19 protein-coding genes are annotated in these 19,002 nt (G+C 66.1%); 10 read left to right on the forward strand and 9 right to left on the reverse strand.

Going from position 1 to position 19,002, the window contains the following annotated elements; translation table 11 throughout:
• Positions 1-32: 32 nt before the first annotated feature.
• Positions 33-362, reverse strand: a complete 330-nt coding sequence (locus tag ACEF39_RS11670; RefSeq protein WP_230109969.1) for a DUF3817 domain-containing protein — start codon at positions 360-362, stop codon at positions 33-35.
• A 114-nt stretch (positions 363-476) separates the two neighbouring features.
• Complete coding sequence (locus ACEF39_RS11675) at positions 477-1,412, reverse strand: TIGR03571 family LLM class oxidoreductase (protein ID WP_500285149.1); 936 nt, start codon at positions 1,410-1,412, stop codon at positions 477-479.
• 54 nt (positions 1,413-1,466) lie between these two features.
• Between ACEF39_RS11675 and ACEF39_RS11680 the strand changes: the two genes are divergently transcribed.
• From ACEF39_RS11680 to ACEF39_RS11700, 5 genes are all read left to right on the forward strand, one after another.
• Complete coding sequence (locus ACEF39_RS11680; protein ID WP_500285150.1) at positions 1,467-1,946, forward strand: GNAT family N-acetyltransferase; 480 nt, start codon at positions 1,467-1,469, stop codon at positions 1,944-1,946.
• A 100-nt stretch (positions 1,947-2,046) separates the two neighbouring features.
• A complete protein-coding gene (locus tag ACEF39_RS11685) occupies positions 2,047-3,570 on the forward strand; it encodes a thioredoxin fold domain-containing protein (RefSeq protein ID WP_500285151.1) in 1,524 nt (507 codons plus the stop codon).
• Between the two features lie 390 nt (positions 3,571-3,960).
• A complete protein-coding gene (locus ACEF39_RS11690; protein WP_500285152.1) occupies positions 3,961-4,590 on the forward strand; it encodes a superoxide dismutase in 630 nt (209 codons plus the stop codon).
• Complete coding sequence (locus ACEF39_RS11695) at positions 4,587-5,162, forward strand: flavin reductase family protein (RefSeq protein ID WP_500285153.1); 576 nt, start codon at positions 4,587-4,589, stop codon at positions 5,160-5,162. Before ACEF39_RS11690 ends, ACEF39_RS11695 begins: the two co-directional genes overlap by 4 nt.
• A complete protein-coding gene (locus tag ACEF39_RS11700) occupies positions 5,162-5,500 on the forward strand; it encodes a tetratricopeptide repeat protein (protein ID WP_500285154.1) in 339 nt (112 codons plus the stop codon). The genes ACEF39_RS11695 and ACEF39_RS11700 overlap by 1 nt, the downstream gene beginning before the upstream one ends.
• Before the next feature lie 3 nt (positions 5,501-5,503).
• Here ACEF39_RS11700 and ACEF39_RS11705 read toward each other — a convergent pair whose 3' ends face one another.
• Together ACEF39_RS11705 and ACEF39_RS11710 are read right to left on the reverse strand one after the other, a co-directional pair.
• A complete protein-coding gene (locus ACEF39_RS11705; RefSeq protein WP_500285155.1) occupies positions 5,504-6,652 on the reverse strand; it encodes a fatty acid desaturase family protein in 1,149 nt (382 codons plus the stop codon).
• Between the two features lie 13 nt (positions 6,653-6,665).
• Positions 6,666-7,736 carry a ferredoxin reductase gene (locus ACEF39_RS11710; RefSeq protein WP_500285156.1) on the reverse strand — a complete coding sequence of 357 codons (1,071 nt, stop codon included), beginning with the start codon at positions 7,734-7,736 and terminating at the stop codon, positions 6,666-6,668.
• Positions 7,737-7,828: 92 nt separating this feature from the next.
• On the opposite strand from ACEF39_RS11710, the gene fabR reads away from it, so the two are divergent.
• The 3 genes from fabR (at position 7,829) to ACEF39_RS11725 (ending at position 11,367) form a co-directional block, all read left to right on the forward strand.
• Positions 7,829-8,485 (forward strand): HTH-type transcriptional repressor FabR, encoded by a 657-nt coding sequence (fabR, locus tag ACEF39_RS11715; protein WP_500285157.1) that lies wholly within the window; start codon positions 7,829-7,831, stop codon positions 8,483-8,485.
• Between the two features lie 196 nt (positions 8,486-8,681).
• The gene (locus ACEF39_RS11720; protein ID WP_500285158.1) at positions 8,682-10,841 is read left to right on the forward strand and encodes a TonB-dependent receptor plug domain-containing protein; all 2,160 of its coding nucleotides are present in this window, start codon (positions 8,682-8,684) and stop codon (positions 10,839-10,841) included.
• Positions 10,831-11,367, forward strand: a complete 537-nt coding sequence (locus tag ACEF39_RS11725) for a thioredoxin-like domain-containing protein (protein WP_500285159.1) — start codon at positions 10,831-10,833, stop codon at positions 11,365-11,367. The genes ACEF39_RS11720 and ACEF39_RS11725 overlap by 11 nt, the downstream gene beginning before the upstream one ends.
• 150 nt (positions 11,368-11,517) lie before the next feature.
• Here ACEF39_RS11725 and mntR read toward each other — a convergent pair whose 3' ends face one another.
• Positions 11,518-11,982, reverse strand: a complete 465-nt coding sequence (gene mntR, locus ACEF39_RS11730; protein ID WP_089235893.1) for a manganese-binding transcriptional regulator MntR — start codon at positions 11,980-11,982, stop codon at positions 11,518-11,520.
• Between the two features lie 116 nt (positions 11,983-12,098).
• Between mntR and ACEF39_RS11735 the strand changes: the two genes are divergently transcribed.
• Positions 12,099-13,430, forward strand: coding sequence for an Nramp family divalent metal transporter (locus ACEF39_RS11735; protein ID WP_500285160.1), 1,332 nt, complete (start codon positions 12,099-12,101; stop codon positions 13,428-13,430).
• A gap of 336 nt (positions 13,431-13,766) precedes the next feature.
• On the forward strand, positions 13,767-14,267 hold the full coding sequence (locus ACEF39_RS11740) for an SMI1/KNR4 family protein (protein WP_500285161.1): 501 nt from the start codon (positions 13,767-13,769) through the stop codon (positions 14,265-14,267).
• A 128-nt stretch (positions 14,268-14,395) separates the two neighbouring features.
• Here the strand turns inward: ACEF39_RS11740 and ACEF39_RS11745 are convergent, their stop codons facing one another.
• The 4 genes from ACEF39_RS11745 to ACEF39_RS11760 form a co-directional block, all read right to left on the reverse strand.
• The gene (locus ACEF39_RS11745; RefSeq protein ID WP_132824913.1) at positions 14,396-14,722 is read right to left on the reverse strand and encodes a thioredoxin family protein; all 327 of its coding nucleotides are present in this window, start codon (positions 14,720-14,722) and stop codon (positions 14,396-14,398) included.
• Positions 14,694-15,161 carry a flavodoxin gene (locus ACEF39_RS11750; RefSeq protein WP_500288014.1) on the reverse strand — a complete coding sequence of 156 codons (468 nt, stop codon included), beginning with the start codon at positions 15,159-15,161 and terminating at the stop codon, positions 14,694-14,696. The genes ACEF39_RS11745 and ACEF39_RS11750 overlap by 29 nt, the downstream gene beginning before the upstream one ends.
• A 25-nt stretch (positions 15,162-15,186) precedes the next feature.
• Positions 15,187-16,227 carry a ribonucleotide-diphosphate reductase subunit beta gene (locus tag ACEF39_RS11755; RefSeq protein ID WP_500285162.1) on the reverse strand — a complete coding sequence of 347 codons (1,041 nt, stop codon included), beginning with the start codon at positions 16,225-16,227 and terminating at the stop codon, positions 15,187-15,189.
• A 74-nt stretch (positions 16,228-16,301) separates the two neighbouring features.
• Positions 16,302-18,629 (reverse strand): ribonucleoside-diphosphate reductase subunit alpha, encoded by a 2,328-nt coding sequence (locus tag ACEF39_RS11760; protein ID WP_500288015.1) that lies wholly within the window; start codon positions 18,627-18,629, stop codon positions 16,302-16,304.
• Positions 18,630-19,002 lie beyond the last annotated feature (373 nt).

Here is a 19,002-nt window from a genome sequence, read left to right on the forward strand (position 1 = left end):
ATTCGCTTAACGGACATGCACCTGCGGACGCATCACTGCCCTGCGCGTACCGACAGGAGGCCGCGACGCTTGAACCACCACTCCAGCGGCAGGGTCACCAGCGGCGGAATCGCGGCCAGCAAGGCCAGCCCCGTTGCCCACCACGGCCAGCGTAGGCGCAGCGCCGCGAACAGGGTGACCGCCACGTAGACCATGAACGCCACGCCATGCAGCGGCCCGAACAGTTTGACCAGCGCGACGTTGGCCTGCGGGCCGTACTTCAGCCACATGCCGGCCAGCAGACCGGCCCAGGTGATGGCCTCGATGAAGGCGACGATCGCGAACAGGCGTCCGGTCGGATGCAGCGGGTTGCGGTGGGTCACGCAAGGCTCCAACAGTGGTATCAAATGCGAATGATACGCAGATGCGAGCGATCCGAATACCGAGGACAGCGCCGGGCCATGCCCGGGCAGAGCTGTGTCCACAAAGGTGGACGCCTACCGGAGCGCATCCGGCAGGATCTGCTCCCCGATCTCACGCAGCACCTCGTCCATCGGCCGGCCGTTGTCGACCAGGTTGAACATCACATGGGCCACGCCCTGCGCATGCACCCGCAACAGGTAGTCGCGCAGGCCATCGCGGCCCACCTTCAGACCCAGCGGCAGTGACTCCGCCGGCGCAGCCGGGTCGGCCTGCAGGTCCAGCAGCATCGACTGCACGAACGGTTTCGGACCGCCGCCGCGCTGGGCCAAGGCCTGCTGCCACAGCCCGATGCGCCCTTCCTGCGCGGTCTCTTCGCGGTGATAGGTCGCCCAGGCTTCTGCTTCGCGCGAGATCCACTGCAGGCTCTGCCGTGCAGTACCGACCACCAGCATCGGAATGCGCCTGGCCGGCGCGGGCAGTACGTCGTATCCGCCGGTTGCCTGCAGCACCGGCGCACGCTCGGAGGGTTCGGGCGACAGCGCCGCACGCAACAGCGACCAGCGTTCGCGGAAGGTCGCTGCCCTGCTTTCCAGATCCTCGCCGAATGCCGCGAACTCCTCAGGCCGATCACCCGAGCCCAGACCCAGCACGAAGCGTCCACCGCTGATCCGGTCCAGGCTCAACGCCGACTTCGCCACCTGCAGCGGTTGCCGCAACGGCAGCACGATCGCCGCAGTGCCGATCACGATGCGTTCGGTCGCCGCGGCCAGCATGCCCAGCCACAGGAACGGATCATCCAGCGCGCTGGCAGTCGCATCCGGTCCCTGCGGCACCATCAACGGCACATCGCGGGTCCACAGCGCGGCGAAACCCAGATCATCGGCCAGCCGCGCGATGCGCCGCGCCTCATGTGGATCGGCCAGGCCGTGTGCGGCCACCGGCGTCATCAGGCCAAGGCTGAGGCCCTGCGTTGGAAACAGGCGGGCATGAGCGGGATTGAAATCGGTCATGCCGCCAGCTTAGCGTGGGGTATTGATGCCGTCCCGCCACAGGAAGTACAGCGCATGACCACGATCCGCCCCGCCCATGTCGATGACCTGCCCGCGATCAGCGCGGTGTGCATGGTGGCGTTCACTGCAGCCGTTGCGCCCATGCTTACCGCCGAGGGCATCGCCACGTTCGGCACGGTGGCCGCAGCCTCCGCGTTCGCCGAGCGGCTGCAGGGCGACAACCACATCCTTGTGGCCGAACAGGCAGGCCAGGTGGTCGGCGTGGTGGAACTGAAGGCCGGCCAGCATCTGGCGATGCTGTTCGTCGCGCCGGAGCTGCAGGGGCAAGGCATCGGTCCTGCCCTGCTGCAGGCGGTGCTGCCGCAGGTGCGTGGCCCGCAGATGACCGTGCGCGCCTCGCTCAACGCGGTGCCCGCCTACGAACACTATGGATTCGTGCTGGATGGTGACGTCGGCCAGTTCAACGGCCTGATCTACCAGCCGCTGGTGTTGACGGTGCCCGCTCCGGTGGGTGCGGACCTGGGTCCGCACTGATCTCCAGCCCACATGCCGTGCTGCACGTGCGACATAAGCAAACTGCATCAGCCAGTACCCCGACCGTTCATACAATGGGGCCATCCCCCTGTCCTTCGAGATGCCGTCGATGCGCGTCGCGCTTTCCCTATTGCTGCTGGCCTCGGCCCTGAGCGCCTGCTCGCCCGCTTCCGCTCCGGTACCAACTGCGCAGGCGGCATCCGCCGCCCCGGCCTCCGCCATCGCCTGGCGCCAGGGCGATGTGGATGATGCCTTCAACGAAGCCGCCGAGAGTGGCAAGCCGGTGCTGCTGTACTGGGGCGCAGTGTGGTGTCCGCCGTGCAACCAGCTCAAGGCCGGGCTGTTCAAGGATCCGGCCTTCATCGCACTGACCGGCAAATTCGTGCCGGTGTACCTGGACGGCGACGAGGAAGGCGCGCAGGCGTGGGGCGAACGCTTCGGCGTGCGCGGCTATCCGACCCTGATCGTGCTCGACCCGCAGCGCAACGAAATCACCCGCGTGGCCGGCGGCAACGACGCGGCCGAACTGACCCGGGCACTGACCGTCGCCGCCAGCCGCCGCAGCGCCGTTGCTGAGACTCTGGCCACCGCACTGGCGACGCCGGCCACGCTTGGCGCCGAAGACTGGCAGGTGCTGGGTGACTACGGCTGGGAGGTGGATGCCAACCGCCTGGCCGGCAAGCGCAGCACGCAGGACGTGCTGCAGCAACTTGCCAAGGCCGCACCCGAACCCGCGCTGCAGCGTCGCTTCGCGCTGCTCGCGTTGGCTACAGCCGAGAAACCGACGACAGCGCCCACCCAGGTACGCGAGCTGTTGCAGGCCGTGCTGGCGCAACCGGCGGAAGTACGTCGCAACCGCGACCTGCTGGGCTATGCCGGCGCCGGGCTGGTCAAGCAGGCCAGCGCCGGTCCGGCCAGCAGCAATGCCCTCGGCCAGCAGCTGCTGGTCGCGCTGGAACGAGCCGATGCCGCGCGTGGCGATCGCGCTGACGATGCCCTGTCACGCGCGCTGACCGAGCTGGCACTGGCCCGCCAGCAGCAGCCCGAAGGTGCGCTGCCGGCAGCCCTGGTTGAGCGGGTAAAGCAGCGCGTGGCCGCCGCCGATGCCGCCGCCACGGACGCGCATGCGCGCCAGGCCACCATCAGCAGTGCCGTCTACGCGCTGCGTCAGGTCGATGACGATGCGGGCGCCGAGGCCTTGCTGCTGGCCGAGCTGAAGCGCAGCGAGCAGCCCTACTACTACATGCCGGAACTGGCCGAACTGGCCGAGCAGCGCGGTGATACCGCCGGCGCCCTGGAGTGGTTGAAGCGTGCCTACGAAGGCGCACAGGGTCCTGCCACGCGCGTGCAATGGGGCGTGCTGTACGTGGAAGGCCTGCTGCGGCTGGCGCCCGACGATGCGCCGCGTATCGAGCAGGCCACCGAGGCGTTGATCGCCGAACTGGACAAGCAGCCCTCCGGCTACCACCAGCGCACGCGTCAGCGCTTCGAACGGCTGGCCGGACAACTGCAGGCGTGGAGCGCCAAGCACAAGGGTGCGGACACGCTGGCGCGGCTGCAGCAGCGGATGCAGGCGGCCTGTGGTGAGCAGGTTGATGGCGCGTGCAAGGATTGGTTGAGCTGAGATATTGAAAGCGCAGGCGGGTCGTTCGCCGCTCCGGCGCTTTTGCTGATATCGATTGCGGCGGCGGGAGGGGCCGGCCGGGACACGCCGTAAACCCCCCTCCGGGGTCCGGCCCAGCCGCTGGCGGCTGCGCGTTCGGGCGCTCGCGAAGCAGTGCTTCGCAAGCAAAGCGCCCTCACCCATGGGGGCTCGATGGCACCATCCATGGCGCCAACGGTCCCGGCCAGCCCCTCCCGCCGCGACCGGACAATTTCCTGCGGGCGCAGACGGCGCATCACCACGCCGGTGAGGGTTCGAAAAGCGGTTGCTGCTTGACCTCAACCAATGTTGAGGTGCGATAACAGTCTCCCCACGGCCACACCCCTGGCCTTCCCCACGGAGACTGTCTCGATGCCGTACTCGCTTCCCGCCCTCCCCTATGCCTACGGCGCCCTCGAACCGCACTTCGATGCGCGCACGATGGAAATCCACCACAGCAAGCACCACCAGGCCTACGTCAACAACCTCAATGCCGCGCTGGAACAGGCCGGCCTACCGGCGCAGCCGGTGGAGACCCTGATCGCCGATCTGGATGCCCTGCCCGAATCGATCCGCGGCGCAGTGCGCAACAACGGCGGCGGCCACGCCAACCACAGCCTGTTCTGGACCGTGCTCAGCGCCACTGGGGGCACGGCCGATGACGAGCTTGCCGCCGCCATCGATCGCGACCTCGGCGGCTACCAGGCCTTCAAGGAAACCTTCAGCAAGGCCGCGCAGACCCGCTTCGGCAGTGGCTGGGCATGGTTGACCGTCGATCGCGATGGCCGCCTGCAGGTCGAAAGCAGCGCCAACCAGGACAGCCCCCTGATGGGCGCAGCGGCTGGCGCCTCCGGCAACACCCCAATCCTTGCCCTGGATGTGTGGGAGCACGCCTACTACCTGCATTACCAGAACCGCCGCCCCGACTACATCGGCGCGTTCTTCAACCTCATCAACTGGGCCGAAGTCGGCCGGCGTTACCGCCAGGCCAGGGCCGCATGAACGCCGACTCCGGTGCATACACCGGGCCGTGGGCAGGGGTGTTCCCCGCTCCCGCCCCGGTGCCGTCGGTCAGCCTGCCGCCGCGTGCGCTGCGGCGGTTGCTCGGCCATTTCCCTACCGGTGTGGCGATCGTCTGCGCGCGTGATGCGCAGGGAAAGCCGCAGGGCCTGACCATCAACTCGTTCGTGCCGATCTCACTGCAGCCTCCACTGGTGCTGTGGAACCTGGCCCTGCATGCGCAGAGCCTGTCCACGTTCCAGCGCGCCACCCAGTTCGCGATCAGCGTGCTCGGCGCCGGACAGGAAGCCCTGGCCCGCCGTTTCGCCGACCCGCAGGTGCGCCATCGATTCACCGATGTGCCCTTGCTGGACGACGGCGAGGACGCGCCACCGCGGATCGCCGGTGCCGTCGTCCACCTCACCTGCACCCGCCACGCGCAGTGGCCGGTCGGCGATCACCTGCTGCTGGCCGGGCGCATCGTCGATGTGCAGGAGGAAGGCGGCGCACCGCTGCTGTTCCATCGCGGACGCTTCCAGGCAGGTCCGGTGGAAACCCTGGTGGAGGTGCGCTGATGGACATCCAAACTCTGGAGAGGATGCTCGCCGCCGGCAAGGACAGCGCGCTGCTGCGCTTCGGCCTGGGCAAGAGCTGGCTGGACGCCGGCGATCCGGTGCGCGCAGCCACCCATCTGGGCCGCTGCGTGGTGCTGGACCCAAATTATTCGGCGGCGTGGAAGCTGCTGGGCAAGGCATGGCTGGCCGGTGGCCAGCCGCAGGCGGCGCGCGAGGCGTGGCAGCGCGGGCTCAGCGTGGCTGGCAGCAAGGGCGACCAGCAGGCCCGCAAGGAGATGCAGGTGTTCCTGCGCAGGCTGGACCGCCAGTCGCCTGCGCTGTTGGCGAAGGCCGGCTGAAACTCAGCCGGCGTTGGCCGACGCCGGTGCCGGCATGATGTCCGGCATCGGCAGGCGGCGCGGCTTGCTCGGGAACGCATGGCGCAGGATGCGCCAGGCCACCTGGGTGAACTGCCGCGGCAGCGAGCCGTTGTTGTAGTGCTGGCCGTAACGACGGCAGATGTCCTTCACTTCCTTGGCGATGGCCGCATAGCGGTTGGCCGGCAGATCCGGGTAGAAGTGGTGCTCGATCTGGTGGCTGAGGTTGCCCGACAGCACGTTGATCACGAAACCGCCGCTGATGTTGGACGAACCGCGCAGCTGGCGCAGGTACCAGTGGCCGCGCGATTCATTGCGTAGGCATTCCTTCGGGAACGTTTCCGATTCGGCGGTGAAGTGACCACAGAAGATGATCACGTAGGTCCAGATGTTGCGCAGGCCGTTGGCCACCAGGTTGCCCAGCATCACCGGCAGGAAGAACGGACCGGCCAGCAGCGGGAAGAACACGTAATCCTTCAGCACCTGGCGGATCATCTTGCGTGCCACTGGACGGGTCTGCAGCCACATCGCGCGGCTGCTGATGCGGCCCTTGAACCAGCGGCCCAGGCGCAGATCCTGCGCAGCCACGCCCCACTGGAACAGCAGCGCGAAGATCGGCGCGATGATCGGCTGCAGCAGGTAGAACGGCTTCCAGCGCTGTTCCGGGAAGATGCGCAGCAGGCCATAGCCGATGTCATCGTCCATGCCACGCACGTTGGTGTAGGTGTGGTGGCGGAAATTATGGGTCTTGCGCCAGTTGTCGGCGGTGGCAACGATGTCCCATTCGTAGGTGTTGCCGTTGAGCTTGGGGTCGCCGGTCCAGTCGTACTGGCCATGCATCACGTTGTGGCCCAGCTCCATGTTTTCCAGGATCTTGGCCAGCGCCAGCAGCAGGGTGCCGGCGATGCAGGCCGGCCACAGCAGCGGCGCCCAGAACAACGGCGAGAACGCGCCAAGGAACAGCAGGCTGCGGCCAAGCACGCCGGACCAGCGCACAGCCGCTGCAACGCGGCGGATGTAGCGGGTGTCGGAGGCGCCGAGGCTGCCGATCACACGGTCGCGGATCGCATCGAGTTCCTCACCAAACGTCTGCATCTCGGCAGGGCTCAGGGCACGGTCGGTAGCGCGGGTCATGGCAGCAGGGTCCTCAGAGATCCAGGGTCAGGTCGGTGGTCGGCGCGCTCACGCAGATCCGCACCGGCACGGCCGTTTCGGACTGGGTGTCGCCGGTGCGCAGGTGGCGGGTGGTGCCACTGACGCGTTCACAGGTGCAGCTGTTGCAGATGCCCATGCGGCAGCCGTGCTTGGGCGCGATGCCCTGCGCCTCCAGGCTTTCCAGCAGCGAGCGGCCACGCGGCACGATCAGCCGCCGGCCGCTGCGGGCCAGGGTCAATGCGACCTCACCCAGGCTGTCGGCATCACTGAGTGCTGCGGGCGGCGTAAAGGCTTCCGCCTGGAAACCGGCCACGTGCTGGGCCAGCCGCGTGCGCGCAGCGGCAACGAAACCGTCCGGGCCGCAGGCCAGTACATGGCGCTGCGCCAGTGGGGTGTCGTCACCGGCAACGGCCAGCGTGTGGCTGTCGATACGCGCAGCCGGCACGTCGCCTTCGCGGGTGGCCAGCAGGTGCACGCGCAGGTTCGGATGCGCCGCAGCCAGCGCCAGCAGTTCATCGCGGAACTGGAACGCTGCAGCGTTGCGCTCCCAGTAGAACAGGTCGACCGGCGCCGCCAACGGGCGCTGGCAGGCATCGCGCAGCAGGCTGCGCATGGGCGTGATGCCGCTGCCGGCCGCCAGCAGCAATACCGGCGCTGCTGCAGGCATGTGGAAATCACCGAAGGCCGCGTCCAGCCGGAACAGGTCGCCCGGCTGGGCATGCGCGACCAGATGCTGGCTGACCTTGCCGCCTTCCACCGCCTTGACGGTAATGGCCAGCTCACGGCGGCCCAGGCGGGTCGGGCTGTAGCTGCGGCGCAATACGCGCCCCTCAAGCTCAACACCGAGGGTGACGTGCTGACCGGCGCGCATCCCGGCCCAGTGCCGGTTACAGCGCAGGACCAGGGTCGCGGCGCCCTCGCCGGCCGGCTCCCGCCGTACCAGGCGTGCCATCGGCTCACGCAAGGTCCACAACGGATTCAGCTGGCCCGCCCAGAAGTCGAACAACGACGGCGACAGCCAGCGGTACGGGGAAAGCAGGGAAGGTCGGACGACAGCGCTCATGGGCGCACTATACGGCCGCACACACAGCTGTGTATACATGTGTATATTGCACCGGATTGGGTATGATTCAGCCTTGCCCCACCGGAAGTGCCATGGCCGCCGCCACCGTTCTGTCTCCGCCTGAAGATGCCAACAGCCCGGCCCGCCGTACGGTGAGCCGCGAGGATCTGCTGGCCGCCGCGTTGAAACTGATCGGTCCGCATCGCAGCCTGTCCACCCTCAGCCTGCGCGAAGTCGCGCGCGAGGCCGGCATCGCACCCAACAGCTTCTACCGCCAGTTCCGCGACATGGACGAACTGGCTGTCGCGTTGATCGACGTCGCTGGCCGCTCTCTGCGCACCATCATCGGCGAAGCCCGCCAGCGCGCGACGTCCAGCGCCACCAGCGTGGTGCGCGTGTCGGTGGAAACCTTCATGGAACAGCTGCGCGCCGACGACAAGCTGCTGCACGTGCTGTTGCGCGAAGGCGCGGTCGGCTCGGACGATTTCAAGCACGCGGTCGAACGCGAACTGCACTACTTCGAAGAAGAGCTGCAGCACGACCTGGTGCGCCTGGCCGCACTGGATGGCGCGGTGCTGTACAAGCCGGGACTGGTGTCGATGGCGATCACCCGGTTGGTGTTTGCAATGGGCGCTTCGGCCATGGACCAGCCCCCGGAGAACGACCCGGAACTGGTCGAACAGATCTCCACGATGATCCGCATGATCATCGTCGGCGCGCGCACTCCCGCCGCCTTCCGCCGCGGCTGACCCCTTCCGGTGCATGACCACCGGCACGCTTCCGTGCGCATTATGTAATGTTATAACACTTGAATCCGAGTAAAGACCACGGCCCCGCCGCAAGCTGAAACGGCAATATAGCAATTGCTATGTTGATGAGCTTCTGCTTTCATGTGCACCAGCCAGGTCGCCCTCGCCGCCCTCCCTCCCCAAGGACGACGCCCTCATGCGCATTGCTGCCTCCCTTCTCCGCCGGCTGCCGCTGGCTGCCGGTATCGCCGCCGCCCTGCCACTGGCCGCAGTCGCTGCACCGCCCTCACCTACCGAGCTGGATCGGGTGCAGGTGAAAGTCAGCACGGCCACCCGCAGCGAACGCCTGCTGTCGGACGTGCCGATCCGCACCGAAGTACTGCGCAAGGAAGACATCGCCCTGCGTGCGGCCACCGATTTCTCCCGTGCGGTGGAGCTGATCAACGGCCTGCGGGTGGAAAGCAACTGCCAGAACTGCAACACCAGCGAGGTGCAGTTGCTGGGCCTTCCCGGTGCCTACAACCAGTTGCTGTTCGATGGCATTCCACTGCTGTCCACGCTGGGCAGCGTGTACGGGGTGGAACAGATTCCCGCCGGTTTCGTCGACCGCATCGAAGTGGTCAAGGGCGGTGGTTCATCTCTGTACGGGCCGGGCGCGGTGGCCGGTGTCATCAATCTGATTCCGCCGCTGCCTGCACGCAGCGGCGGCCATGTGCAGGCCGGCGTGGATGTGCTGAAGGGCACGCCGCAGAAAAACACCGACGTCCGTCTGGACCTGGTCGCCAGCGAAGCCGATGCCGGACTGTCGGTGATCGCCCAGCGCAACTGGAACAGCGGCATCGACTACAACGGCGACGGCTATACCGAGATCACCCGCAAGAACCTCAAGGTCGGTGGCCTGCAGGCCTGGTATGCACCGAATCCGGGCACGCGCCTGCGGCTGGATCTGCAGGTGACCGATGAGAGCCGCCGCGGTGGCAACCGCCTCGACCAGCCCGAACACCTGGCCAACATCGCCGAGTCGCTGGATACGAACTACCGTCGCGGCAGCCTGTCATGGGACCAGGAAGTGAACAGCGACGTCGACTTCCGTCTGGCCTACGCCTTCGCCGACATCGACCGCGACAGCTTCTATGGCGGTCTTGGCGATGTGGTCACCGATCCATCGGCGCCCGGCTACGATCCTTCGCAGCTGGACCCGGACGTTCCGGGCAGTGCCGCATCACGCTCGTGGCGCCAGTACGGGCGCACCCACAACCCGCTGCGCTACATCGACAGCCAGTTGAACTGGCGGCTGGGTGCACACACGCTTGCGTTCGGCGTTCAGTACAAGCATGAGGGCCTGCGTGACGACAACCGCGATGGCGCCGGCCAGCGCCTGGCCGTGCTCGAGGATGCAACCTTCCACAACCTCGGCGCGTTCGTGCAAGACGAATGGAGCGTACGCGATGACGTCGACCTGGTGCTGGGTGCGCGCGTGGACAAGAGTTCGGAACTGGACAGCGCCGTGTTCTCACCGCGTATCGCCCTCGCCTGGCAGGCAACACCACGGCTGAAATGGCGTGCGGGCATCGCCACCGGCTTCCGTGCGCCGGAAATCTTCGTCGAGGATGTCCACGTCGATACCCTCGGTGGCGAACAGGTGCGCGTGCGCAACACCCGTGACCTGAAGGAGGAGCGCGCGCTGACCACCCTGTTCGGGTTCGACTGGCGCTCCGACCCGGCCGACCCGGTATGGAGCTGGGATGCCACCGCGTCCTATGCACGCATCCGTGACACCTTCGCGCTGGGCGAGATCCAGCGCGGCGATGATGGTCAGCTGACACAGCTGCGCTACAACGCATCCGGCTCGAACGTACTGGGCATGGAAACCAACCTCGGCTGGCAGCCCTCTCCGCAATGGCGGCTGACTGCAGGTGCGTCGTGGTACCGCTCGCAGTTCCGCGAGCCGCAACGCATCTTCGATGACACCGCCGACGGCGGCGATACGGTGATCGACAGCCGCGACTACCTGAAGACGCCGCGCTGGACCGGCGTGGCCCAGCTCAGCTGGATGCCGGCCGAACCCTGGGAGACGTTCCTGGCGCTGCGCCACACCGGATCGATGCCGGTGCTCAACAACCGGCTGGGCGAACTGCACCGCACCCGCGCCTTCCTGGTCACCGATCTCGGCGCGCGCTGGCATCGCCACCTGGGCGCGCAGGCACAGCAGGAAGTGTCGGTGGCGGCCGGGGTCAAGAACGTGTTCGACCAACGGCAGAAGGATCTGGAAAGCGGCGCGCTGCGCGACAGCGACTATGTGTATGGGCCACGCTTTGCGCGCTCCTGGTACGTGAACCTGCGTTATGCGTTCTAGCTGGCTGCCCGCACTGCTGCTGGCACTGGCATCGCCGGCCGCAGCTGCCGACCTGCACGCGCAGGTCTCCGCGTCGCTGATGCGGCCCGAGCCACGCACCCTGCGCCCGGTGCAGTGGTCACCACCGCCGAAACTGATCGCGCTGTACTTCGGCGCCGACTGGTGCGCGCCCTGCCACGCGTTCGTGCCGACCCTGCGCGGCGTGCGCGACGCGCTGCGCGAGGCCGGCGCCGATACCGAAGTGGTGTATGTCAGCCTGGATGAAAGCGAGGCGGCGCTGCGGCGCTACATGCAGCTGCAGGACATGCCGTGGCCGGTGCTGGACCCGCGTCGCGCGAAGCGCATGCCGGCACTGCAGACATTGGCGGGCCCGGCCCCACCCAACCTGGTGCTGATCGATGCACAGGGCACGGTGCTGGCCAATGGCTGGCAGGGGCGGCGCTACGGAGGCCTTCAGCCGGTATTGAAGGAATGGACGAAACGGGCGTGTGCTCAGGAACAGGCGCGCTGCCCGCCTGAATTGTAGAGTCGAGCCATGCTCGACTCTTTTCATCACCGCGCGAACAGCAGCCGAGCATGGCTCGGCTCTACAGAGAGCAGATTCCGCGAGTAGATCCACGCCATGCGTGGATGCACTCATTCCATACCGCGCGAACAGCAGTACAGAAACCGCGACTCAACCGCCCTCGGCCTTGCGCACGAATTCGTCGAACAGGGCCAGTGTCTGTTCACTGACATGGTGCTCGATGCCCTCGGCATCACGCCGCGCGGTATCCGGGTCCACGCCCAGCGCCAGCAGGAAGCGCTCCACGGTCTGGTGGCGCTGGCGGCTGGCATGGGCCAACGCCTCGCCCTCCGGGGTCAGGAACACGCCGCGATACGGGCGCTGCACGACCCAGCCGTCACGGGCCAGCCGGCGCAGCATCTTCGCCACCGTCGGCTGGGCCACGCCCAGGCGGGTAGCGATGTCGACCTGGCGGGCCTCGCCGCCGTCGGCCAGCAGGTCGGAGATCAGCTCGACATAATCCTCCACCAATTCCATCCGGTGTGCCTCGCGCACTTGCCGGAAGCTCTCGACCTGGCGCTCGGCCTCGATCAAGGGGGTGCTTTTCAGCGATGTCGAATCATCCGTCTTGCCCACGCGTATGCCTGTCCTGCAGTTGTCATCGAGTGCGAACCTGAATTCTGGACCAGTGACGCAGTAAAGACGATTGTTTCACATTGCTATGCGATATAGCAGTGGCTATATTGACAGCCATGAACACCGTCGCACCCACCGATTCTGCCGCCTCCACTCCGGCCAGCCTGGGTGCGCTCAACGCTTCGATTTCCGTACCCGATAAAGGCCATTGGTGGTTCCGGCTGCTGGCCTTCCTTGGCCCGGGCTACATGGTGTCGGTCGGTTACATGGACCCGGGCAACTGGGCCACCGACCTCGCAGGCGGTTCACGCTTCGGCTATCTGCTGTTGTCGGTCATCCTGATCTCCAACCTGATGGCGGTGATCCTGCAGGCGTTGTCGGCACGGCTGGGCATCGCCACCGGCATGGACCTGGCGCAGGCCTGCCGCGCGCGCTACCCCAAGCCGGTGAATCTGGCGCTGTGGGCGTTGTGCGAAGCGGCGATCATCGCCTGCGACCTGGCCGAAGTGATCGGCACGGCCATCGCGCTGAAACTGTTGTTCGACCTGCCATTGCTATGGGGTGCGGTAATCACCGCACTGGACACGCTGCTGGTGCTGCTGTTGATGAATCGCGGTTTCCGCGCGCTGGAAGCCTTCGTGATCGCGCTGCTGCTGGTGATCTTCGGCTGCTTCATGGTGCAGATCGCGCTGGCCGCGCCGCCGGTGATGCAGGTGCTGGGCGGCTTCATTCCGCGCGCTCAGGTGGTCACCGATCCGCACGCGCTGTACATCGCCATCGGTATCATCGGGGCCACGGTGATGCCGCACAACCTGTACCTGCATTCTTCCATCGTGCAGACCCGTGCCTATCCACGCACCGATGAAGGCCGTCGCAGCGCGCTGCGCTGGGCGGTGACCGACAGCACCTTTGCCTTGACCCTGGCGCTTTTCATCAACGCCAGCATCCTGATCCTGGCGGCGGCGGTATTCCATGCCAACGGCCGCTTCGACGTGGAAGACATCGAGCAGGCGCACCAGTTGCTGGCACCGATGCTGGGCGTAGGCCTGGCCTCGACATTGTTCGCCGTGGCGCTGCTTGCTTCCGGCCTGAACTCCACCGTGACGGCGACATTGGCCGGGCAGATCGTGATGGAAGGGTTCCTGCGCCTGCGCCTGCCGCCGTGGCTGCGGCGGCTGATCACCCGCGCGCTGGCCATCATCCCGGTGGTGGTGGTGATCATGCTGTTCGGCGACCAGGGCGCGGTGAAGCTGCTGGTGCTGAGCCAGGTGGTGCTGTCGATGCAGCTGCCGTTCGCGATCATTCCGCTGGTACGCATCGTGACCGACAAGATGACGATGGGCGCGCTGGTGGCGCCGCGCTGGCTGGGCAGCATCGCCTGGGTGATCGCACTGGTGATCGTGGTGCTGAACGTGAAGCTGCTGGTGGATACGTTCGCCGGGGCGTAAACCGCAGCCCCGGGGTCGGACCCCTAGCCACAGGCAAGGGCTCTGACCCCAGTAGATCCACGCCATGCGTGGATGCCTTTGTAGAGTCGAGCCATGCTCGACTCATCGCTTACCGCGCAAACGGCAGCCGAGCAAGGGCTCGGCTCTACAGTGAATTGCATGCCGTGGGTCGCTGCCCCACTAGATCCACGCCACGCGTGGATGCCATTGTGGTCCCACGGAAACCTCGAGCAACAGCAGAGCTCGTGTCGTCTTCAGCCTACCGCGAAAGAGGCATCCCGGTTAACTTGCCTCGGGTGAAACACCCCAAGACAAACACTTGGCAAGGGCAACTGTGTGAACTGCATTGAAGAACTGATCGGCATGATCCGATTCAACTCCAGCCATGCGATCAGATTACCTGCCGCCGCACTTCCCGCACTTGAGGGGCCGCTGGCGTACCCGGCAGATATGCAGCACTTCTATCGCGAGTGCGGCGGCGCCCTCCTGTACGCAAATGACCCACAATCCATTTCGTACAACCTGTTGCCGCCCGAAGATATTCGTCAAGCCAATGAAGTCATCGTTGGTGAGCGATGCGAGGATGACCTGTCTGCAACGTGGCATGTCGTTGCCAGGAGCGATAATGGCGACTACATTTCCATCGATCTCTCCCTGCAACAGCCAGGGCGCTGCTACGACAGCAACCACGAGATCCACGGAGTGGCTGGCAGCTGCCCCGTCATCGCCGGCAGCTTCACCGAGCTGATAGGCAACCTTCTCTCCTGCGGCGGGGGCCAGCCCTACTGGGCTGCACTGGACTGCAGGGATGCCTACGATACCGACGCCTGCGCGTAATCCGGAACCCTGGGGTCAGAGCCATGCGTCGTTGCGGGGTCAGAGCCCTCGCCTGCGGCGAGGGATCCGACCCCGGTGGATGCCGTCCGTCACAGACCGCGCGAACGGCAGCCGAACCTGGCGCGGCGCTACAGATGCAACGCAATCGCCGCTTCGATCTGCTGCGGCGACTGGAAGCCCGGCATGCGCATGCGTTCGTCACCGTCCAGGAACAGCGACAGCGTGGGCGTCTGCCGCAACCCCAGCTCGCGGAAGAACGCCTCGCCCACCACCTCCAGCTGCACCCGCAGCAGGGTCGTGCCCTGCCCTGCAGTGCCGCTGGCCACCCGCTGCAGCGACATGTCCAGCATCCGGCAACCCGGGCATTGGTCCTTGTGGAAGTCCACCAGCACCCGCGGATGGTCGGCCAGCAACTGCTGGAACTGCTCAGGCGTGGTGGCGTCGATGATCTGCATCGGTGGTGCTCCAGTAATGATCCAGGACCGCATCGGTCCAGCGGTTGATGGCCGCGGCATGCCGTCGGCCATGTGGCATCTGTTCGATCTCCAGCGGCGGGTAGCCACTGTGGAAATAGCGGATCAGCCGGTGCACCGCACCGCAGTAGTACTCCTGCCCCCACTGCGTTTCGCCGGTACCGAACACCGCCACCTGGCGCGGCCGCTGGCCGCGATCGGCGATGCCCGCCACCCAGGCCTTCATCTCCGACGGCGTGCGCCCAGCGTTGTCGGTCCAGCAGCCCAGCAGCACCAGGTCGGCCTCGTCCACCGCCAGCGGCGGGCCCTGGCGCAGGTCGTCGGCGTCCTGCCAGTGCACGGCGTGGCCTGCGGCCCGGCAACGCTCGGCGATGTGGCGGCCGAGCTCACGGGTGTTGCCGCTGAGCGACGCCACCACGATCAGGATGCGCAGCGCCGGGCCGCGTTCAGAGGTCGTCGAAGCCGTTGTCGACGTTGGTCTTCTTGTAGCTTGCATTGCGCATCTCGAAGAAGTCGGTCTTGGTCTCGGTGAAGTTGTCGGCGTAGGCCTTGATCCACGGCATCACGTTGTCGGTGGTGTCGCTGTACAGGCGCTCGATGCCAAGCATGCCGGCCATCTTGTTGGCGCGGTACTTCACGTAGCGCACCATCTCGTCCACGTCGATGCCGTCGATGCCGTCCAGCACCTCCGCCGACCACTGTGTTTCCAGTTCGATGGCATGTTCGAACGACTGGTGCACGTAGGCGGTCAGCTCGTTGGTCTGCAGCTCCGGGTTCTCGCCGATGATGGCGCGGATCAGCTCGCTGATGAACTTGGTGTGGGCCAGTTCGTCACGGTTGATGAAGCTGATGATCTTGCCGGTGCCGTTCATGCGGTTCTGCCGCACCATGTTGTAGAAGTACGCGAAGCCGGAATAGAAGTTGATGCCTTCCAGGATCGAGGACTGGATCAACGACTTCAGCAGGGTTTCGGCGGTCTTCTCGCGCATGAAGTCGTCGTAGGCCCCCATGATCGGCGCGTTGCGCTTGATGATGGTCGGGTGGGTACGGGCGATCTCGAAGATGCGGTTCTGGTTCGGCAGGTCGGTGATCGAAGCCAGCACGTAGCTGTAGCTCTCGTTGTGGATCACTTCCTGCTGGCCGATGATCGCCGCGTTGGCGTGCGCGGCCGGGTCGGTGATGTACTCGGCGACGTTGTAGATGAAACGCGTCTGCGGCGAATCCAGCGTGGCCAGCAGGCCGATGATGGAATCGTAGGCGTTCTTCTCGCGCGCGTTGAGCTCGCCGTACTGGCGTGCATCCAGCTTCATGTCCACCTCGTCGGGGATCCAGAAGTTGGTCGACAGCTCCTTGTAGGCGCGATAGAACGATGGGTAGGGAATGTCGTTCCAGTTCAGGATGCCGCTGGTGCGGCCGTTGATGATGCCGGTGCTGCGGTTGGGGTGGCGCGGTTCGAGGATCTTGATGCGGTCCAGGGGTGTTGCCATGGTCTTCTGCCTTCGTTCTGTTGCTGACGGGTTGCCGGCCAGCGGCCGGCACTACCACCGAGGGGCCGGGCTGATCAGCTCGAGCACCACTCGCATTCGCTGATGTCGATGTCGTTGGAGCGCACGTAATAGGTGGTCTTCAGCCCTTCCCGCCAGGCACTCAGGTGCAGCTCCAGCAACGTGCTGGCGCGGATCGTGCTCGGCACGTAGAGGTTGAAGCTGATCGACTGGTCGATATGGCGCTGGCGGCGCGCGTTCTGCCGCACGCTGGCGAACTGGTCGACCTTGTAGGCGCCCTTCTCGTAGTACGGCCAGGTTTCCAGCGACAGCCCGGGCGCAGCCACCGGCCGCCGGAAGTCCTTCTTTTCCTCGTAGTAGAACGCGCTGTAGATCGGATCGATCGACGCGGTGGACCCGGCGATCTGTGCGGTGCTCATGTTCGGCGCCACTGCCAGCAGCCAGCCGTTGCGCAGGCCGTTGCTCGCCACCTCGCGTGCAAGACTGTCCCAGGCAGCGCCGCTGTAATCGCGGTCACGGAAATAGTTGCCGTTGTGCCAGTCGCTGCCGGCGAACATCGGGTAGCTGCCCTTCTCCTTGGCCAACTGCGCGCTGGCCTGGATGGTGAGGAAGTTGATGCGCTCGAACAGGCGATCGGACAGTTCCTCGGCCTCGGGCGATTCCCAGTGGATCGCCTGCTGTGCCAGCAGGTGATGCCAGCCGAACGTGCCCAGGCCGATGGCGCGGTACTTGCGGTTGGTGATGGTGGCCTGCGGCACCGGCAGCGCATTGAGGTCGATCACGTTGTCGAGCATGCGCACCTGGATCGGAATCAACCGCTCCAGCACATCCGTGGCCAGCAGATCCTCTGGGGCGGTGATGGCACGGCCGAGGTTGATCGATGACAGGTTGCAGACCACGAAGTCGCCGGCACGACGGGTGGTGACGATCTGGTCGCCGCTGACGATCTCCTGGATCATCCGCGTCGGGCTCATGTTCTGCAGGATCTCGGTGCACAGGTTGCTGGAATAGACCATGCCCGCGTGCTTGTTCGGGTTCTTCCGGTTCACTTCGTCGCGGTAGAACAGGAACGGATTGCCGGTTTCCAGCTGGCTGAGCATGATCCGCTTGAACAGATCGATCGCCTTCACCGTGCGGCGGCTGATGCGTTCGTCGGCCACCAGTTCGGCGTAGCGGTCGCGGAAGCTGCCCGATCCCCGCTTCTCGTCGTAGAAATCCTGGAGGTACCAGCCCTTGGCCTGCTTCACCTCGTGCGGATCGAACAGGTACCAGTCGGCACGGCGCTCGACTGCCTCCATGAACAGATCGGGCACGCAGATGGCGGTGAACACATCGTGCGCACGCAGGCGCTGGTCGCCGTTGTTCAGGCGCAGGTCCATGAAGGCTTCGATGTCGCGGTGCCAGATGTCCAGATACACCGCCACTGCGCCCTTGCGCTGGCCGAGCTGGTCGACCGACACCGCGGTGTTGTTGAGCTGTTTGATCCACGGCACGACGCCGCCGGACGAGTTGGGTACGCCGCGGATCGGCGCACCACTGCTGCGCACGTACCCCAGGTACGCACCCACACCGCCGCCGTGCTTGGACACGCGAGCGATATCGGTGTTGGAGTCATAGATGCCCTGCAGGCTGTCATCAACGGTATCGATGAAGCAGCTCGACAGCTGGCCACCCACCTTGCCGGCGTTGGCCAAGGTCGGCGTGGCCACCGTCATGTACAGGTTGGACAGTGCCCAGTAAGCCTCGCCCACCAGCTGCATGCGGCGCACGCGGCCGCTCTCACCCGGCCCGCCCTCGTTCTGCATCAGGTACAGGGCGATGGTCAGCCAGCGTTCCTGCGGCAGCTCATACACCTCGCGGCTGCGGTCGGTGGCCAGATAGCGCGTGGCCAGCAGATACAGGCCGTTGTAGGCGAACAGACGATCGCGCTCGGGGTCGATCATCTCGCCGGCCTGCTGCAGCTCTTCCTTCGAATAGCAGCGCAGGATGTCGTTGCTGTAGATGCCGCGGTCGGCCAGGCTTTCCTGCAGGCCCACGTAGGAGCCGTACTTCAGGCTGACGTCGTAGAAGCGGTTGCGGCTGGCGCGCTTGTACAGCCGGCGCAGGTACAGGCGTGCGGCGAACTGTTCCCATTCGGGTGCGACAAGATCGACGCGCGACTCCGCTTCGCGGATCAGCAGATCCACCAGATCATCGGCACTGATGCTGGGCTTGCGCTCGACCATCGCCAGCACCACGCGGCGGTAGTCGGCCACATCCAGCTGCGGCAGCTCGGCGTGGATGGTGTCGATGCTGCGCAACAGGCGTGCCGCATCGTACGGCAGGCGACGATTGCCGGCTTCCTTGGTGATCCAGGTCGGCACGCGCTCGCCGCTGGCGCGCATGGCGTCGCCGGCGCCGGCCAGGTCGGCCACGCGGAAGGTACTGTCGGTCATGGTGGTGGAACTCCAGGCTCGTACGCGCGTCGGCGCCCGATGCCATGGCGGCCCTGCACGCGATACCGGCGCGCGGGGCGAACGGGTGAAGTGCCAGGGTGCAGGAACGTAGGTCGTCGGCATCTGCCTGCGCCTGCGGCCGGTATCCGGGCCGTGGGGGCGACCTGCGTCCGCACGGTGGCGGCCGCGTCGACACGGCAAGCCTTCAGGGGCGGGCCGCGGGACGTTTGCTGCATGTCCGGCGGCGGCGGCTGACCGGGAGTGACAGCCACAACATAGTGGGGATACTCGGAGTCGTCAACACAAGATGCAGTAATCACGT

The organism is Stenotrophomonas indicatrix (assembly GCA_041545745.1).
GTDB lineage: Bacteria > Pseudomonadota > Gammaproteobacteria > Xanthomonadales > Xanthomonadaceae > Stenotrophomonas > Stenotrophomonas indicatrix_A.

Coding starts and splice junctions, on each gene's coding strand:
- ACEF39_RS11675 (WP_500285149.1), bottom strand. CDS start 1,412: ATGACCGATTTCAATCCCGCTCATGCCCGCCTGTTTCCAACGCAGGGC.
- ACEF39_RS11680 (WP_500285150.1), top strand. CDS start 1,467: ATGACCACGATCCGCCCCGCCCATGTCGATGACCTGCCCGCGATCAGC.
- ACEF39_RS11685 (WP_500285151.1), top strand. CDS start 2,047: ATGCCGTCGATGCGCGTCGCGCTTTCCCTATTGCTGCTGGCCTCGGCC.
- ACEF39_RS11690 (WP_500285152.1), top strand. CDS start 3,961: ATGCCGTACTCGCTTCCCGCCCTCCCCTATGCCTACGGCGCCCTCGAA.
- ACEF39_RS11695 (WP_500285153.1), top strand. CDS start 4,587: ATGAACGCCGACTCCGGTGCATACACCGGGCCGTGGGCAGGGGTGTTC.
- ACEF39_RS11700 (WP_500285154.1), top strand. CDS start 5,162: ATGGACATCCAAACTCTGGAGAGGATGCTCGCCGCCGGCAAGGACAGC.
- ACEF39_RS11705 (WP_500285155.1), bottom strand. CDS start 6,652: ATGACCCGCGCTACCGACCGTGCCCTGAGCCCTGCCGAGATGCAGACG.
- ACEF39_RS11710 (WP_500285156.1), bottom strand. CDS start 7,736: ATGAGCGCTGTCGTCCGACCTTCCCTGCTTTCCCCGTACCGCTGGCTG.
- fabR (WP_500285157.1), top strand. CDS start 7,829: ATGGCCGCCGCCACCGTTCTGTCTCCGCCTGAAGATGCCAACAGCCCG.
- ACEF39_RS11720 (WP_500285158.1), top strand. CDS start 8,682: ATGCGCATTGCTGCCTCCCTTCTCCGCCGGCTGCCGCTGGCTGCCGGT.
- ACEF39_RS11725 (WP_500285159.1), top strand. CDS start 10,831: ATGCGTTCTAGCTGGCTGCCCGCACTGCTGCTGGCACTGGCATCGCCG.
- ACEF39_RS11735 (WP_500285160.1), top strand. CDS start 12,099: ATGAACACCGTCGCACCCACCGATTCTGCCGCCTCCACTCCGGCCAGC.
- ACEF39_RS11745 (WP_132824913.1), bottom strand. CDS start 14,722: ATGCAGATCATCGACGCCACCACGCCTGAGCAGTTCCAGCAGTTGCTG.
- ACEF39_RS11755 (WP_500285162.1), bottom strand. CDS start 16,227: ATGGCAACACCCCTGGACCGCATCAAGATCCTCGAACCGCGCCACCCC.
- ACEF39_RS11760 (WP_500288015.1), bottom strand. CDS start 18,629: ATGCGCGCCAGCGGCGAGCGCGTGCCGACCTGGATCACCAAGGAAGCC.